Raw genomic sequence first — 14395 nt, forward strand, 5'->3', positions numbered from 1 at the left:
GCCAGAATGTGCGAGTAATCCTTCGCGATGTTCAGCACCGTGCCTTCGATGTTTTCCGCGAGGCCATCGGCGAGTTGAGGCGCATCGGCGAGCAGCACTTTCGCCACGCCCGCGATCTTTGCCGCTGCGTCCGCCGCGCCTTGCGCGTTCGAGCCCGCGACCAGCACGTGCACATCGCCGCCGATCTTCGCAGCCGCCGCAACCGTGTTCAGCGTCGATGCCTTGATCGACGCGTTATCGTGTTCCGCAATTACCAGAATCGTCATTTTTCGCGTCTCCCTTTACAGCACCTTGGCTTCGGTCTTCAGCTTCTCGACCAGCGTCTTCACGTCCGGCACCATGATGCCCGCGCTGCGCTTCGGCGGCTCGGTGACCTTCAGCGTCTTCAGACGCGGCGCGACATCGACGCCGAGATCCGCGGGCTTCACCGTCGTCAGCGGCTTCTTCTTCGCCTTCATGATGTTCGGCAGCGTCACGTAGCGCGGCTCGTTCAGGCGCAGATCGGTCGTGACAACAGCGGGAAGCTTCAGCGACAGCGTTTCCGCGCCGCCATCGACTTCACGCGAAACCGTGGCCTTGCCATCGGCAACGACCACTTTCGATGCGAACGTCGCTTGCGGCAGACCCGCCAGCGCAGCAAGCATCTGACCGGTCTGATTCGAGTCATCATCGATGGCCTGCTTGCCGAGAATGACCAACTCAGGCTTTTCCTGATCGACCAGCGCCTTCAAAATCTTCGCGACCGCCAGCGGCTGCAGATCTTCTGCGGATTCGACGAGAATCGCGCGATCCGCGCCAATAGCCAGCGCCGTGCGCAACGTCTCCTGACATTGCGTCACACCGCACGACACGGCGATCACTTCGGTAGCAACACCCGCTTCCCTCAACCGGACCGCCTCTTCCACGGCGATCTCGTCGAACGGGTTCATCGACATCTTCACGTTGGCGATATCGACTCCCGTGTTATCCGATTTCACACGGACCTTCACGTTGTAGTCGACCACGCGCTTGACTGGCACCAGAATTTTCATGCACACGCTCCAAAGTTACGATTACGTCAACCCAGCGACATTATACGAGCGCCACGTCGGCTAGCCCCTCCACAAGCGGGTGGGTTGGGTCGTCATGCAATAGGAATCGGTCTATTTTTATCGAACGATCGTTCTATTTATATCCACGAAAACCCGCATCCGTCACTGAAAACGATTACCAGGCCGTAATCACCGCCCCCGCATATTTGCCTTCGACGAACTGCTTCACCTCCGGCGAGTGATACGCCGCGATCAGCTTGGCGACCCACGGCTTGTCCTTGTCGGCTGCGCGAATCGCGATGATGTTCACGTACGGACCGCGCGGGTCTTCGATCGCGATCGCATCCGACTTCGGCTTGAGGCCCGCTTCCATCGCGAAGTTCGTGTTGATGGCGGCGGCGTCGACGTCGTCGAGCGAGCGCGGAATCTGCGCCGCGTCGAGTTCGACGATCTTCAGCTTCTTCGGGTTCTCGACGATATCGATCGGTGTCGCCTTCAGGCCCGCGTCCGCGCGCAGCTTGACGAGACCTTGCTTTTGCAGCAGCAGCAACGCACGCCCGCCGTTGGTCGGATCGTTCGGCACCGCGATGCGCGCGCCGTTCTGCAACGCCGACAGCGACTTCAGCTTCTTCGAATAGATGCCCATCGGGAACGTGACCGTGTCCGCGACCTTGATGAGCTTGTAGCCGCGATCCTTCACCTGCGCGTCGAGATACGGCAAATGCTGATAGCTGTTCGCATCGAGATCGCCGGATGCGAGCGCGGCGTTCGGCTGCACGTAATCCGAAAACTCGATGACCGTGATCTTCAGGCCGTTCTTCGCGGCGACCTGTTTCACCACGTCCATGATCTGCGCGTGCGGGCCGCCCGTCACGCCCATCTTGATGGCGTCCTCGGCATGAGCGACGTTGAAAAGCGATGCGCCCAGCAGCGCGGCGGCGAACTTCAGCATGAATCGACGTTGCATGGATTGGTCTCCTGTAGATGAATTATTTGTGGCTCAGGCGGCGCACGAGCCAGTCGCCGAACGACTGCACGAGCTGCACGAACACGATGAGAATCACGACGACGGTCAGCATCACTTCAGGCAGGAAGCGCTGATAGCCATAGCGGATGCCGAGATCGCCGAGCCCGCCGCCGCCGATCGCGCCCGCCATCGCCGAGTAGCCGACGAGCGACACGAACGTGATCGTCAGTCCCGCGACGACGCCCGGCAGCGATTCCGGCAACAACACCTTGAACACGATTTGCGATGTCGTTGCGCCCATCGCCTGCGCGGCTTCGATGAGCCCGCGATCCACTTCGCGCAACGCCGTCTCCACGAGACGCGCGATGAACGGCGCGGCCGCGATCGTCAGCGGCACGACGGCGGCCGCGGTCCCGATCGACGAGCCGACGACCAGCCGCGTGAACGGAATCACCGCGACGAGCAGAATGATGAACGGCGTCGAGCGCACCGCATTCACGACGCCGCCGAGCCCGCGATTCACGCCGAGGTTCTGCAGCACGCCATCGCGGTCCGTGAGATAGAGCAGCACGCCCAACGGCAAGCCGATCGCCGCGCCGACGAGTCCCGAGATGCCGACCATGATCAGCGTTTCCCAGAACGACTGGACGAACATGTCGAACATTTCACTCAACATGGGACAACTCCTCCACCACGACGCCTTGCGCGCGCAAATATTCGATCGCCTCGGCGATCTTCACCGGTTGCCCGCCCGCGAGCACCGCGAGCGAGCCGAACGCCTGCCCCTGAATCTCGTCGATCTGGCCATGCAGGATGTTGAAATCGAGTTCGTAGCGGCGGATCGTCTCGGAGAGAATCGGCTGATCGACGCCCGATCCCGTGAACGCGAGCCGCAGCAAATGGCCGCTGCCGGTCTTCAGCCGCTCGATGACGCGCGCCTTCAGCGCGGGCGGCAACTCGTGCGCGATGACGTCGCCGATCAGCGCGCGCGTGACTTCGTGATGCGGCTGCATGAAGACATCGACGACCTTGCCCTCTTCCACGACGCGCCCGGCGTCGAGCACCGCAACGCGGTCGCAGACCTGCTTGATGACTTCCATCTGATGCGTGATGAGCACGATCGTGAGCCCGAGCTCGCGATTGATCTTGCGCAGCAGATCGAGAATCGCGCGCGTGGTTTCGGGATCGAGCGCGGATGTGGCTTCATCGGAGAGCAGCACTTTGGGATTGCTCGCGAGCGCCCGCGCGATGCCCACGCGCTGCTTCTGCCCGCCGCTGATCTGCGCGGGATATTTGTCCTTGTGCGTCGTCAGGCCGACGAGTTCGAGCAGCGGCAACACGGCCGCCTCGATCTCCGCGCGCTTCTTGCCCGCGAGTTCGAGCGGCAGCGCGACGTTGTCGAACACCGTGCGCGAGCTCAGCAAATTGAAGTGCTGAAAGATCATGCCGATATCGCGGCGCGCGGCGCGCAGCGCGTCGCTCGAAAGCGTCATGAGATCGCGTCCGTCGACGATCACGTTGCCTTCGCTCGGCCGCGTCAGCAGATTGATGGTGCGCACCAGCGTGCTCTTGCCCGCGCCGCTGCGCCCGATGATGCCGAACACTTCGCCGGCGGGAATCGTCAGATTGACGTTGTGCAGCGCTTCGACCCAGCCCCGGGGCCCGGCGAAACGCTGCGAGAGATTGCGTATTTCGATCATGAAAATGCAAACGGCGGAAGGCTCGCCGGGTCGAAACACCCGCGCAGCCGGCCGCCGCTTGTCGTAGCTGGTTGATACGTAGCCCGCGATTTTACAGGACGCGTTACATTCTGTTTAATAATGATTTCGGATCGGCTAATAACGCGGAGGAATTTACCGGCTCATGTCACGCAATATTTATTCGACGAGCGCCGTCACGACGCGGCACGGCGTCGAACTGTTCCTGCATCGCTGGCAGAGCGCGCCGGACGTCGAAGTGAGGGCTCGCATCGCGCTGATTCACGGTCTCGGCGAACACGCGGGACGCTACGACGCGCTTGCGGTCGAGTTGAACGCGGCGGGCATCGAACTGCTCGCAATCGATCTGCGCGGGCACGGGAAGTCATCGGGTGATCGCGCCTGGGTGCGCGTCTTCACCGACTATCTGCGCGATGCCGACGTGCTGCTCGAAGCGTGTGCCGCGACATCGCCCGCCGACACGCCGCTCTTCCTGATGGGCCACAGCATGGGCGGCACGATCGCGGCGCTCTACGTCGCCGAACGCGCGTCTGGCCGAAAGCTGGCGGGGCTGATTCTGTCGAGCCCGGCGTTGAAGCTGGGCGCGGGCACGCCGCGCTGGAAGGCGAAACTGAGCCGCATCGTGGGGACGGTCGTGCCGCGCATGGCCGCGTTCAGCATCGATCCGTCGTTGCTCTCGCGTGCGCCGGGCGTGGTCGTTGCCTATCGGCGCGACCCGCTCGTGCATCATGGCGCCGTTCCCGCGCGCACCGCCGCGCAGATTCTCGCCGGGATGGAGCGCGTGGCGGCGAAGCGCGATGCAATCACCTTGCCGCTCTACGTCTTCCACGGCTCGGCGGACGCGATCTGCGATCCCGCCGGCAGCCGCGAATTCGAGGCAAACGCCGGCTCGACTGACAGCACGCTCGCGATCGTCGAAGGCAGCGCTCACGAAACGCTCAACGATCTCGATCGTGACCGCGTGATTCGCGAGCTGATCGACTGGACGCTCGTACGCACCGATTACGCGCGGGCGCATGCGAACGGCTAGATGTCGGCGAGCACCCGCAGATGCGCGACGACGCTGCGCCCGAGCGCCGACAAGTTGTAGCCGCCTTCCAGACAACTCACGATGCGCCCCTGCGCGTGACGTTTCGCGACCGCGCGAACCTGCTCGGTGATCCACGCGTAATCGTCTTCGACGAGGCCCATGTTGGCCATGTCGTCTTCGCGATGCGCATCGAAACCGGCCGAGACGAAGATCATCTGCGGCTTGAACTCCTCGAGCCGCGGCAGCCACATCATGTCGACGACCTCGCGCACCTGCATGCCCTTCGTGCGCGCGGGCAGCGGCACGTTGACCATGTTCGGCGCATGATTCCCGGCGCCGGAGAACGGATAGAACGGATGCTGGAAGAAGCTGCACATCAGCACGCGCGAGTCGCCGCTGAAGGCGGCTTCGGTGCCGTTGCCGTGATGCACGTCGAAATCGACGATCGCGACACGTTGCAGGCCGTGCACCTCGAGCGCATGGCGCGCCGCGATCGCGACGTTGTTGAAGAGGCAGAAGCCCATCGCGCGCGCGGGCTCGGCGTGGTGGCCCGGCGGGCGCACGCTGCAGAACGCGTTGTCGTAACGCCCTTCGATGACGGCATCGGTGGCCGCGATCGCCGCGCCCGCCGCGCGCAAGGCTGCCCGATAGGACTCGGGGCACATCGACGTATCGGGGTCGAGCTCGCTTCGGCCGTGCTCGGGCGTGCGGCTCTTGATGTAATCGATATGCGCCTGCGTGTGCACGCGTGCGAGCTCGGTTTCCTCGGCGAGCGGCGCTTCCTCGCGTTCGATGAGCGTATCGATCCGGCTCGCGATCAGTTGATCTTCGATTGCCTGCAAACGCGCCGGGCATTCGGGATGCCATTGGCCGTTGTCGTGCTGCAGGCAGTCGGGATGGGAATAAAAGCCGGTGGCCATGATGTCTCGCAATGCCGCTTTTGTCGGCTCTCGTCTCGTGTTTTTTCGTCATACGCGACCGTGTGCCGCGCATTTGACGTTAAGTTACCACACCGTTCGATACCGCCGCCCGCCTCCGGACGCCCGGGCGATACCGGCGCGAAGCGTCGGTTATACTGCCTCGACGCCTTGCCGGCCAAGCGTTTGCGCGCGGCATGTTGCAGGCTGTTGCGTTCCGTTGAGAATCGTTGCGGATCGATTCGACTTCACAGGCGTTTCGGCCGCTCGCGAATCCGGCATCGCCCCAACCGTCTCCAACCACGCACACTATGACTTTCCCGTTTGCTCCGTTCGACTTCACGGCCTCTTTCACGCCGGCAAAGCGCGCGCTCCTCGTCTCTCTTTTCTGCGCGCTCGGTGTCGTCTCCGCCAACAGTGCCTTTGCGCAGTCGCAGCAGCCGCAGACCGCGACGCCGCAAGGGCAGGTGTTCGAAGAAGAGATCGTGCCGCAGCGTTACGCGAACAATCCGAATGTCGCGGCGTTCATCAACGACATGGTTGCGCGCTACGACTTCGATGCCTCGGCGCTGCACGATCTGTTCGCGCGCGTGAGCTATTCGGCGACGGCGGCGAAGCTGGTCCTGCCCTCGCCCACGCCGCAAGCGAAGAACTGGCGGGCGTATCAGTCGCGCTTCATCGAGCCAGTCCGCATCAACGCGGGCGTGAAGTTCTGGCGCGCGAATCAGGCCACGCTGCAGCGCGCCGCCGAACAGTTCGGCGTGCCGCCGGAGGTCATCGTCGGGATCATCGGCGTGGAGACGATCTACGGGAAATACATGGGCAACTTCCGCGCGCTCGACGCGCTGACCACGCTCACCTTCGATTATCCGAACACGCCGAACCGCGCCGAACGCATGGCGACGTTCCGCAAGAATCTCGAAGATCTGCTCGTGTGGACGCGCGATTCGCAGATCGATCCGACGACCGTGCTCGGTTCGTACACCGGCGCGATCGGCATTCCGCAATTCCTGCCGAGCAGCATCGTGCAATACGCGGTCGATTACGACGGCAACAGCCGCATCGATCTGCGCTCGAGTCCGGCGGACGCCATCGGCAGCGTCGCGAACTATCTGAAACAGAACGGCTGGCAGCCGGGCCGCCCGGTGGTCTGGCGCATTGCGGGTGATGAAGGCAGTCAGGGTATCGCGCAGGCCGCCGCCGATGGGTCGCCGGAACCGAAATGGTCGCTCGCGCAGTTGACGAAGGCCGGCATGCTGCTCAACGAGCCGGGCCTGAATATCGCGGCGGAAGCGCCGACGCCGCTCACCGTCGTCGACCTCCCGACGCCCGGCCGCGCGACCGAATACACGCTCGGGCTGAAGAACTTCTATGTGCTCACGCGCTATAACCGCAGCTTCTTCTATGCGCTCGCTGTGTATCAGCTCGGCGAGGCGGTCAAGGCGCGCATGATAGCGGGCGACGCCTCGCAGTGATATCGCGGCGGCGCCTTATGTGAAAAACCCCGGCACGCCGGGGTTTTTTCATTGAGCAAGCGTCGATTTACGCCGGAAACACGCCTGTCGACAGATACCGGTCGCCGCGGTCGCAGACGACGAACACGATCGTCGCGTTCTCCACCTGACGTGCGATGCGCAGCGCGACTTCACATGCACCACCCGACGAAATGCCCGCGAAAATGCCTTCGACCGATGCGAGGCGCCGCGCCATCGCTTCGGATGCCGCCTGGCTCACGTTCTCGACGCGATCGACGCGGCTGCGATCGAAAATCTTCGGCAGATACGCTTCCGGCCACTTGCGGATGCCTGGAATGCGCGAGCCTTCTTCCGGCTGCGCGCCGATGATCTCGATGTTCTGATTCACCTCTTTCAGATACTTCGACACGCCCATGATCGTGCCGGTCGTACCCATCGACGAGACGAAGTGCGTGATGCGTCCTTCCGTCTGCTTCCACAGTTCCGGGCCGGTGCCTTCGTAATGCGCGAGCGGATTGTCCGGATTCGCGAACTGGTCGAGGATGATGCCGCGGCCATCGCGCTGCATCTGATCGGCGAGATCGCGCGCGTATTCCATGCCGCCCGTCACCGGCGTGAGCACGATCTCCGCGCCATACGCAGCCATGCTCTGACGGCGTTCGATCGACAGATCTTCAGGCATCAGCAGCACCATCTTGTAGCCGCGCATCGCGGCGGCCATTGCAAGCGCGATGCCGGTATTGCCGCTCGTCGCTTCGATCAGCGTATCGCCCGGCTTGATGCGGCCGCGCTCTTCAGCTTTCCTGATCATCGACAAAGCCGGGCGGTCCTTCACCGAGCCCGCCGGGTTGTTGCCCTCGAGCTTGCCCAACACGATGTTGTTGCGGCTGCGGATTTCATCGTCCACGACGCGGACGAGTTGCACGAGCGGCGTATTGCCGATCGTGTCTTCGATAGTCATGTAAGCCATATGCGGAGCGGATTCGTGTCCCACGGAAAACTCGACGGCTGTGGGCTTTTTGATATAGGGGTTCTTCGATTGTAGCCCAGTGGTCCTCCCGGTGCCGGCGCACCCCTGATACGCGGATGGATTGCCGAATCGAACTGTAAGCATGCGCGCGCGGCGGGCGAGCAAAAAGCCCCGCGACGAAGCCGTTCGCGGGGAGCCCAAAACATCCGAAGGCTGAAGGAGGTCAATGGCGCGCGCCGCACGCCTGGGCGCGCGCCGTCATGTCGTCCTTATTTCTTTACGACGACCGGCTTGGCCGACGCGGACGCGGAAACCGGCGTCGCGACAGCCGAGTTCGCCGCGCCAGGCGGCGCCGCGTTGCCGGGCGCGACCGCCGCCGTCTTCGGCGCGGCACCGATGGTCAGCCCTTCCGCTTCGAGGCGCTGGACGGTCTTGCCGCCCATGCCTTTCACGCGTGTGCCGAGATCGTTCGCGTCCTTGAACGGGCCATGCGCCTGACGCTCATCGAGAATGGCTTTCGCCTTCGCCGGGCCGATGCCCTTGATGCCGCGCAGCGCATCGGAGTTGGCGGTATTGACGTCGACGGCCGCGAACGCGCTGCCGATGGAAAAAACGAGCGCGAACGCGGCGATCGACGAGAGTGCTTGCTTGAACATGACTGAGTCTCCGTGAAGAACCGGCCGGCACCAGCGCCAACCGTGAGACCCAGTGTAAAGACGCTCGAAGCGCGTTTATAGCTGGCCGAATAGCCAACGCACGTAGCGGTCGACGCCTTCCTGAACCGTCAGAAATGGCGCGTCGTAGCCCGCCGCGCGCAGCCGCGACTGGTCCGCCTGCGTGAAGCATTGATACTTGCCGCGCAGTGCGTCGGGGAACGGAATGTACTCGATGAGCCCGCGCTGCACGAGTTCCGCGAGCGACAGCGCGGCCTCATTGTTCATCGCACGCAAGGAGTTCACGACCGTCGACGCGATGTCGTTGAACGGCTGCGCGCGTCCGGTGCCGAGATTGAAAATGCCCGACTTCTCCGGATGATCGAAAAAGAACAGGTTCACCTTCACGACGTCTTCGACCGAGATGAAGTCGCGCGTCTGCTCGCCCGCCGCATAGCCGTTGTATTCGCCGAAGAGCTTGACCTTGCCTTCCGAGCGGAACTGATTGAAGTTGTGGAACGCGACGGACGCCATGCGGCCCTTGTGCGTCTCGCGCGGGCCGTACACGTTGAAGTATCGAAAGCCTACGATCTGCGTCTTCGCCTTCGGCAGCGTTTGCCGCACGATCTGATCGAAGAGGAACTTCGAATAGCCGTAGACGTTGAGCGGCTTTTCGACTTCGCGCTCTTCGACAAAACGGCTCGACCCGCCGTACGTCGCCGCCGACGACGCATACAGGAACTGCGCGCCCTGCGCGAGGCACGCGTCCATCACGTCGCGGCTGTAGCGGAAGTTGTTGTCCATCATGTAGCGGCCGTCGGTTTCCATCGTGTCCGAACAGGCGCCTTCATGAAAAACCGCGCGCACCTTGCCGAAATCGCCACGCTGAAAGCGCTCGACGAACTCCGTTTTGTCGAGGTAATCGTCGATCTCGCAATCGACGAGATTCTTGAATTTGTCGGCGCGCGTGAGGTTATCGACCGCGATCACGCGGTTCTCGCCACGCTCGTTGAGCGCCTTGACGATATTGCTGCCGATGAATCCGGCAGCACCGGTAACGATGATGGTCATGGCGATGGGTCAGGTAAGGTCAGCGAAGAGTTCGTTGTAGTCGACGGTGGCCGTGCCGAGCTTGCCCACGACGATGCCCGCCGCGCGGTTCGCATAGACGATCGAGTCGACGAGCGGCACACCCGCGCCCAGCATGGTCGCGACCGTCGCGATGACGGTGTCGCCCGCGCCCGAGACATCATACACTTCGCGTGCTTCGGCCGAAGTGTGCAGCACCTGGTTCTCCGTGAAGAGCGTCATGCCCTCTTCCGAGCGCGTGAGCAGCAGCGCTGAGAGATCGAGCTCGGCGCGCAGCTTCGTCACGCGCTCGTGCAGGTCTTCCTCGGACTTCCATTGCCCGACTACTTCGCGCAGCTCGGCGCGGTTCGGCGTGATGAGCGTAGCGCCACGATAGCGGTCCCAGTCGTCGCCCTTCGGATCGACGAGCACGGGCTTTCCGGCGCGTTTCGCGTCGGCGATCATCTGCGTGACGTGCGTCAGGCCGCCCTTCGCGTAATCGGACATGAGGATCACGTCATGCTGCGGCAGGATTTCCGCGAAGCGCGCGAGGCACGCGCGCAGCACTTCGTGATTCGGCGTGTTCTCGAAATCGACGCGCAACAGTTGCTGCTGCCGCGACAGCACGCGCAGCTTGATGGTCGTGAGCAGTTCGGGATCGCGTTCGAGATGCGCCGCGACCTTGCTCTCGCTGAGCAGTTCGACGATGCGCTCGCCCGGCTCGTCATGTCCGACCACGCACAGCAGCCCGGCCTGCGCGCCGAGCGCCGCCGCATTGCGCGCGACGTTCGCGGCGCCGCCCAGGCGATCTTCCTTCTTCTGCACGTGCACGACCGGAACGGGCGCTTCGGGCGAGATCCGGTTCACGTCGCCGAACCAGTAGCGGTCGAGCATCACGTCGCCGACCACCAGCACGCGCGCCGCCGCGACGCGCGCGCGCGGCACGACGGGAATATCGGTGCTACTTGCCGTCTTGGCTTCGGTCGAGTTCGACATGGGGACGTCCTATTGCGTGATAGTCGATGCCCATCTCGGCCATCGATTCCGGTTCGTACAGATTGCGGCCATCGAAGATCACCGGCGTCTTCAGCGCGCTCTTCAAGTGCCCGAAATCCGGGCTCTTGAACTCCTTCCATTCGGTCACGATGATGAGCGCATCCGCACCCTTCAGCGCTTCGTGCTGCGTGCCGACGAGATGCAGGCGGTTCAGGTCGTCCGGCCGCTCGGCGAGATCGAGCTCGAGCACGCGTTCGGTTTCCTGCATCGCGACAGGATCATATCCGCGCACCGTGGCGCCGCGCGCCAGCAGCGCCTCGATGATGCGCCGGCTCGGCGCCTCGCGCATGTCGTCGGTGTTGGGCTTGAACGCGAGGCCCCATATGGCGAACGTGCGCCCGCTCAGATCCTCGCCCATGCGCTTCACGATCTTGTTGACGAGCACGTCCTTCTGATCGCGGTTCACCGCTTCGACCGCTTCGAGCACGCGCAGCGTGTGGCCGTTTTCTCGCGCCGTCTGCGCGAGCGCCTGCACGTCCTTCGGGAAGCACGAGCCGCCGTAGCCGCAGCCCGCATACAGGAAGTGATAGCCGATGCGCGGATCCGAGCCGATGCCCCGCCGCACCGATTCGATATCGGCGCCGACGGTATCCGCGAGATTCGACAGATCGTTCATGAACGAGATGCGGGTCGCGAGCATGGCGTTGGCCGCGTATTTCGTGAATTCCGCCGAACGCACGTCCATGTAAAGCGTGCGCTCGTGATTGCGGTTGAACGGCACGTAGAGGCGCTTCATCTTCTCGCGGGCGAGATTGCCCGCGTGGTCGTCGTCGATGCCGATGACGATGCGATCCGGACGCATGAAGTCGTCGACCGCCGCGCCTTCCTTCAGAAACTCAGGGTTCGACACGACCGAGAAGCCGTGCGACTCCGAGCCGAGCCCGCGCGCCTTCAACTCTTCCTCGACGACGTTCTTCACCTGCTGTGCCGTGCCGACCGGCACCGTCGATTTATCGACGATCACCTTGAAGCCGTTCGAATATTTGCCGATGTTGCGCGCCGCTGCGAGCACGTACTGCAGGTCGGCGGAACCGTCTTCGTCGGGCGGCGTGCCCACCGCGATGAACTGAATATCGCCATGCTCGACGCTTGCTTTCACGTCGGTGGAGAACTGGATGCGGCCCGCCGCGCGCGTGCGCCTCAGCATTTCCTGAAGGCCCGGCTCATGGATTGGCACGCCGCCATTGTTGAGGATTTCGATCTTGCGCGGATCGACGTCCACGCAAAACACGTCATTGCCGATTTCGGCGAGGCACGCGCCGGTCACAAGACCGACGTAACCCGTGCCGACGATGGTCACTTTCATACGCTTTCCGGTGGTTTTTGAAATGCCGGTGGCGGAAGCGGCGCTCACGCGCCGCCTGATCTCATTCTAGTCGCGCGCCGCTCAGGCCGAACTCGTGATCGGCTCGACGCGACGCGGCGCGTACGTCTCCCAGCCGCTGCAGCCGGGACATTGCCAATAGAATAGTCGCGCGCGGAATCCGCACGTTTGACAGGTATAACGCGGCAGGTTCTTGGTGCGCTGTTTCACCAGATTGCGCATCAATTCGAGCTCGCCGCGGCGAGGCTCCTCGGCCGTCGCTTCCTGGGCTTCGAGCAGGCGTGTCATGCCCGCGAGGTTCGGCGCGCTCTGCATCTGCCCGCGCGCGAGCGCGTGCGCCGCGTCCAGGCCGCGCAGCTCCTGGACGTGCTTGTACGCGACATCGAGCAAATCGTTCGACGGATAGCGGCTCGTGTAATCGGTAAGCAGGTCGACGCCCTCGTCCTTGCGTCCAAGCGCGGCGTACGCCTTCATCAGCTTTTCGGCCACGAGCGGCAAATACGCTTCGTTCTGCTCTTCGACGCGCTTCCAGTTCGCGATCGCGGCTTCGACATTGCCGGCGGCCGCTTCGACATCGCCTGCGAGAATCGTCGCGCGCACGTTGTCCGGATTCGACGCTAGCGCGAGCTTCAGCTCGGCACGCGCGCCATCGGGATTCTTGCGCTGCAACGCTTCCTGCGCGAGCTCGCAGTGAAAATGCGCGATCTCCATGTGCAACGACGGCGCGCCCATCTTTTCGATCTGCTCGGCCGTCGTGATCGACTTCGGCCAATCCTTTTCGATTTCGTAAATGGTCAGCAGCGCGCGCTGTGCGCCGAGCGAATACTCGCCCGCGTCGAGCGAGCGGAACGTTTCCTCCGCGCGATCGAGCAAGCCCGCCTTCAGGAAGTCCTGTCCGAGCTCATAGAGCGCGTGATCGCGCTCGGCGACCGGCAAGTCGGAGCGGCTCAACAGATTCTGATGCACGCGGATCGCGCGATCGGTCTCGCCGCGACGGCGAAACAGGTTACCGAGCGCAAAGTGCAGTTCGATGGTTTCGGGATCGAGCTTGGCGACCTCGACGAACGCATCGATCGCCTTGTCGTGTTGCTCGTTGAGCAGAAAATTGAGGCCGCGAAAGTACGAGCGCGGCAGATTCGCATTTTCGGACAGCAACGTTTTCAGGTCATAGCGGGACGTCATCCATCCCAGCGCGAACGCGACGGGAATGACGAGCAGCCACCAGAAGTCTAGATCCATGCGATTAGTCGTTGATTGTTAGGTGTCCGCTTTCGCGTCACGTCAGATGAGCGGCGGCATCGGCGGCTCTTCCTTGACGACCGGCGTTTCCCGCGCTGCGCGCAGTTCGCGCTTCAGGCGGCCGTTTTCCATGCGCAGGCGCAGCTTCGCGGGCAGGCCGGACACGAGACCTGCCAGCAATCCCACGACGAAAAACGCCAGGCCGATCAGGATCAGCGGCGCGGTCCAGGCATAGCCTGCGAGAAAGTTCAGTGTCGCAGTCTGGGTATTGGCGAGCGCCAGCACCAGCAGCAGCACGAAAACCAGAACGCGGATAAGCCAGACGAGGAATTTCATGTAGGGTCTCGCAAGAGCGGTTTCACCAGACGCGGCCAAGCCTGCGCGGTTGAACACGCAGGTCAAAGTGACCGGTATTGTAATTGATGCTCACGAGCGCAGACACCGGCCTGCTCCCCGCACGAGTTTAAGCAAGTCGCGCACCCGTTGCCGCCCGAAGGCGACGCGCATAAAAAAAGCACCCCGAGGGGTGCTTTCCTGGTCGATTGCCTCGTGGCCGGACGCCGCGAACCGAAGATCCAGTGAGATCGTCAGCAAGGATGCGCCGATCAGAGATCGTCCGCATCGTCGTCATTCGACTGCTTCAATGGCTCGCCCGCGCGGCCGTCGACACGTTCGCGCAATTCCTTGCCCGGCTTGAAGTGCGGCACGAATTTCTCCGGTACCAGCACTTTTTCACCCGACTTGGGATTGCGCCCGACGCGTGACGGACGACGGTTGAGCCCGAAGCTGCCGAAGCCGCGAATCTCGATGCGGTGACCGTTGGCCAAGGCCTCCGACATCGCATCGAGCATCGTCTTCACCGCGAAATCCGCATCCTTGAGGACAAGTTGCGGAAATCGCGACGCCAACTGGGCGACCAATTCCGATTTGGTCATACTGCAGCTGTG

General features: G+C 63.1%; 15 protein-coding genes and 1 pseudogene. 2 read left to right on the plus strand and 14 right to left on the minus strand.

Annotation, left to right across the window (positions count from 1 at the left end):
- The 5 genes and pseudogenes from AWB74_RS26275 to AWB74_RS26295 all read right to left on the minus strand — a co-directional run.
- Positions 1-266: pseudogene (locus AWB74_RS26275) on the minus strand (electron transfer flavoprotein subunit alpha/FixB family protein); the annotation flags it as partial.
- Between the two features lie 15 nt (positions 267-281).
- Entirely contained in the window at positions 282-1031 is a 750-nt protein-coding gene (locus AWB74_RS26280) for an electron transfer flavoprotein subunit beta/FixA family protein (protein WP_061149602.1), read from the minus strand.
- Positions 1032-1206: 175 nt separating this feature from the next.
- Positions 1207-1998, minus strand: coding sequence for a MetQ/NlpA family ABC transporter substrate-binding protein (locus tag AWB74_RS26285; protein ID WP_061149603.1), 792 nt, complete (start codon positions 1996-1998; stop codon positions 1207-1209).
- Between the two features lie 22 nt (positions 1999-2020).
- Positions 2021-2674 (minus strand): methionine ABC transporter permease, encoded by a 654-nt coding sequence (locus AWB74_RS26290; protein ID WP_061122762.1) that lies wholly within the window; start codon positions 2672-2674, stop codon positions 2021-2023.
- Entirely contained in the window at positions 2664-3698 is a 1035-nt protein-coding gene (locus AWB74_RS26295; RefSeq protein ID WP_061149604.1) for a methionine ABC transporter ATP-binding protein, read from the minus strand. Before AWB74_RS26295 ends, AWB74_RS26290 begins: the two co-directional genes overlap by 11 nt.
- Before the next feature lie 163 nt (positions 3699-3861).
- Here AWB74_RS26295 and AWB74_RS26300 point away from each other — a divergent pair, with 163 nt between their 5' ends.
- Positions 3862-4746, plus strand: coding sequence for an alpha/beta hydrolase (locus AWB74_RS26300; protein WP_061149605.1), 885 nt, complete (start codon positions 3862-3864; stop codon positions 4744-4746).
- Here the strand turns inward: AWB74_RS26300 and AWB74_RS26305 are convergent.
- Positions 4743-5666, minus strand: coding sequence for a histone deacetylase family protein (locus tag AWB74_RS26305; protein ID WP_061149606.1), 924 nt, complete (start codon positions 5664-5666; stop codon positions 4743-4745). The two genes, AWB74_RS26300 and AWB74_RS26305, sit on opposite strands and share 4 nt — an antisense overlap.
- A gap of 308 nt (positions 5667-5974) precedes the next feature.
- On the opposite strand from AWB74_RS26305, the gene mltB reads away from it, so the two are divergent.
- On the plus strand, positions 5975-7138 hold the full coding sequence (gene mltB, locus AWB74_RS26310; RefSeq protein ID WP_061149607.1) for a lytic murein transglycosylase B: 1164 nt from the start codon (positions 5975-5977) through the stop codon (positions 7136-7138).
- Between the two features lie 67 nt (positions 7139-7205).
- Here mltB and cysM read toward each other — a convergent pair whose 3' ends face one another.
- The 8 genes from cysM to AWB74_RS26350 form a co-directional block, all read right to left on the minus strand.
- The gene (gene cysM, locus AWB74_RS26315; RefSeq protein WP_061149608.1) at positions 7206-8108 is read right to left on the minus strand and encodes a cysteine synthase CysM; all 903 of its coding nucleotides are present in this window, start codon (positions 8106-8108) and stop codon (positions 7206-7208) included.
- A 269-nt stretch (positions 8109-8377) separates the two neighbouring features.
- A complete protein-coding gene (locus AWB74_RS26320; RefSeq protein ID WP_061149609.1) occupies positions 8378-8764 on the minus strand; it encodes a ComEA family DNA-binding protein in 387 nt (128 codons plus the stop codon).
- Positions 8765-8839: 75 nt separating this feature from the next.
- Complete coding sequence (gene rfaD / locus AWB74_RS26325) at positions 8840-9832, minus strand: ADP-glyceromanno-heptose 6-epimerase (RefSeq protein ID WP_061149610.1); 993 nt, start codon at positions 9830-9832, stop codon at positions 8840-8842.
- A gap of 9 nt (positions 9833-9841) precedes the next feature.
- Complete coding sequence (gene rfaE1, locus AWB74_RS26330) at positions 9842-10825, minus strand: D-glycero-beta-D-manno-heptose-7-phosphate kinase (RefSeq protein WP_061149611.1); 984 nt, start codon at positions 10823-10825, stop codon at positions 9842-9844.
- Positions 10791-12191 (minus strand): UDP-glucose dehydrogenase family protein, encoded by a 1401-nt coding sequence (locus AWB74_RS26335; protein ID WP_061149612.1) that lies wholly within the window; start codon positions 12189-12191, stop codon positions 10791-10793. Before AWB74_RS26335 ends, rfaE1 begins: the two co-directional genes overlap by 35 nt.
- Positions 12192-12272: 81 nt before the next feature.
- The gene (lapB, locus tag AWB74_RS26340; RefSeq protein ID WP_061149613.1) at positions 12273-13448 is read right to left on the minus strand and encodes a lipopolysaccharide assembly protein LapB; all 1176 of its coding nucleotides are present in this window, start codon (positions 13446-13448) and stop codon (positions 12273-12275) included.
- A gap of 42 nt (positions 13449-13490) precedes the next feature.
- A complete protein-coding gene (locus tag AWB74_RS26345) occupies positions 13491-13784 on the minus strand; it encodes a LapA family protein (RefSeq protein ID WP_061149614.1) in 294 nt (97 codons plus the stop codon).
- 269 nt (positions 13785-14053) lie between these two features.
- Positions 14054-14383 (minus strand): integration host factor subunit beta, encoded by a 330-nt coding sequence (locus tag AWB74_RS26350; protein WP_061122718.1) that lies wholly within the window; start codon positions 14381-14383, stop codon positions 14054-14056.
- Positions 14384-14395: the final 12 nt, after the last annotated feature.

It is taken from the genome of Caballeronia arvi, from assembly GCF_001544695.2.
Classification (GTDB): Bacteria; Pseudomonadota; Gammaproteobacteria; order Burkholderiales; family Burkholderiaceae; genus Caballeronia; species Caballeronia arvi.

Coding starts and splice junctions, on each gene's coding strand:
- AWB74_RS26280 (WP_061149602.1), bottom strand. CDS start 1,031: ATGAAAATTCTGGTGCCAGTCAAGCGCGTGGTCGACTACAACGTGAAG.
- AWB74_RS26285 (WP_061149603.1), bottom strand. CDS start 1,998: ATGCAACGTCGATTCATGCTGAAGTTCGCCGCCGCGCTGCTGGGCGCA.
- AWB74_RS26290 (WP_061122762.1), bottom strand. CDS start 2,674: ATGTTGAGTGAAATGTTCGACATGTTCGTCCAGTCGTTCTGGGAAACG.
- AWB74_RS26295 (WP_061149604.1), bottom strand. CDS start 3,698: ATGATCGAAATACGCAATCTCTCGCAGCGTTTCGCCGGGCCCCGGGGC.
- AWB74_RS26300 (WP_061149605.1), top strand. CDS start 3,862: ATGTCACGCAATATTTATTCGACGAGCGCCGTCACGACGCGGCACGGC.
- AWB74_RS26305 (WP_061149606.1), bottom strand. CDS start 5,666: ATGGCCACCGGCTTTTATTCCCATCCCGACTGCCTGCAGCACGACAAC.
- mltB (WP_061149607.1), top strand. CDS start 5,975: ATGACTTTCCCGTTTGCTCCGTTCGACTTCACGGCCTCTTTCACGCCG.
- cysM (WP_061149608.1), bottom strand. CDS start 8,108: ATGGCTTACATGACTATCGAAGACACGATCGGCAATACGCCGCTCGTG.
- AWB74_RS26320 (WP_061149609.1), bottom strand. CDS start 8,764: ATGTTCAAGCAAGCACTCTCGTCGATCGCCGCGTTCGCGCTCGTTTTT.
- rfaD (WP_061149610.1), bottom strand. CDS start 9,832: ATGACCATCATCGTTACCGGTGCTGCCGGATTCATCGGCAGCAATATC.
- rfaE1 (WP_061149611.1), bottom strand. CDS start 10,825: ATGTCGAACTCGACCGAAGCCAAGACGGCAAGTAGCACCGATATTCCC.
- AWB74_RS26335 (WP_061149612.1), bottom strand. CDS start 12,191: ATGAAAGTGACCATCGTCGGCACGGGTTACGTCGGTCTTGTGACCGGC.
- lapB (WP_061149613.1), bottom strand. CDS start 13,448: ATGGATCTAGACTTCTGGTGGCTGCTCGTCATTCCCGTCGCGTTCGCG.
- AWB74_RS26345 (WP_061149614.1), bottom strand. CDS start 13,784: ATGAAATTCCTCGTCTGGCTTATCCGCGTTCTGGTTTTCGTGCTGCTG.
- AWB74_RS26350 (WP_061122718.1), bottom strand. CDS start 14,383: ATGACCAAATCGGAATTGGTCGCCCAGTTGGCGTCGCGATTTCCGCAA.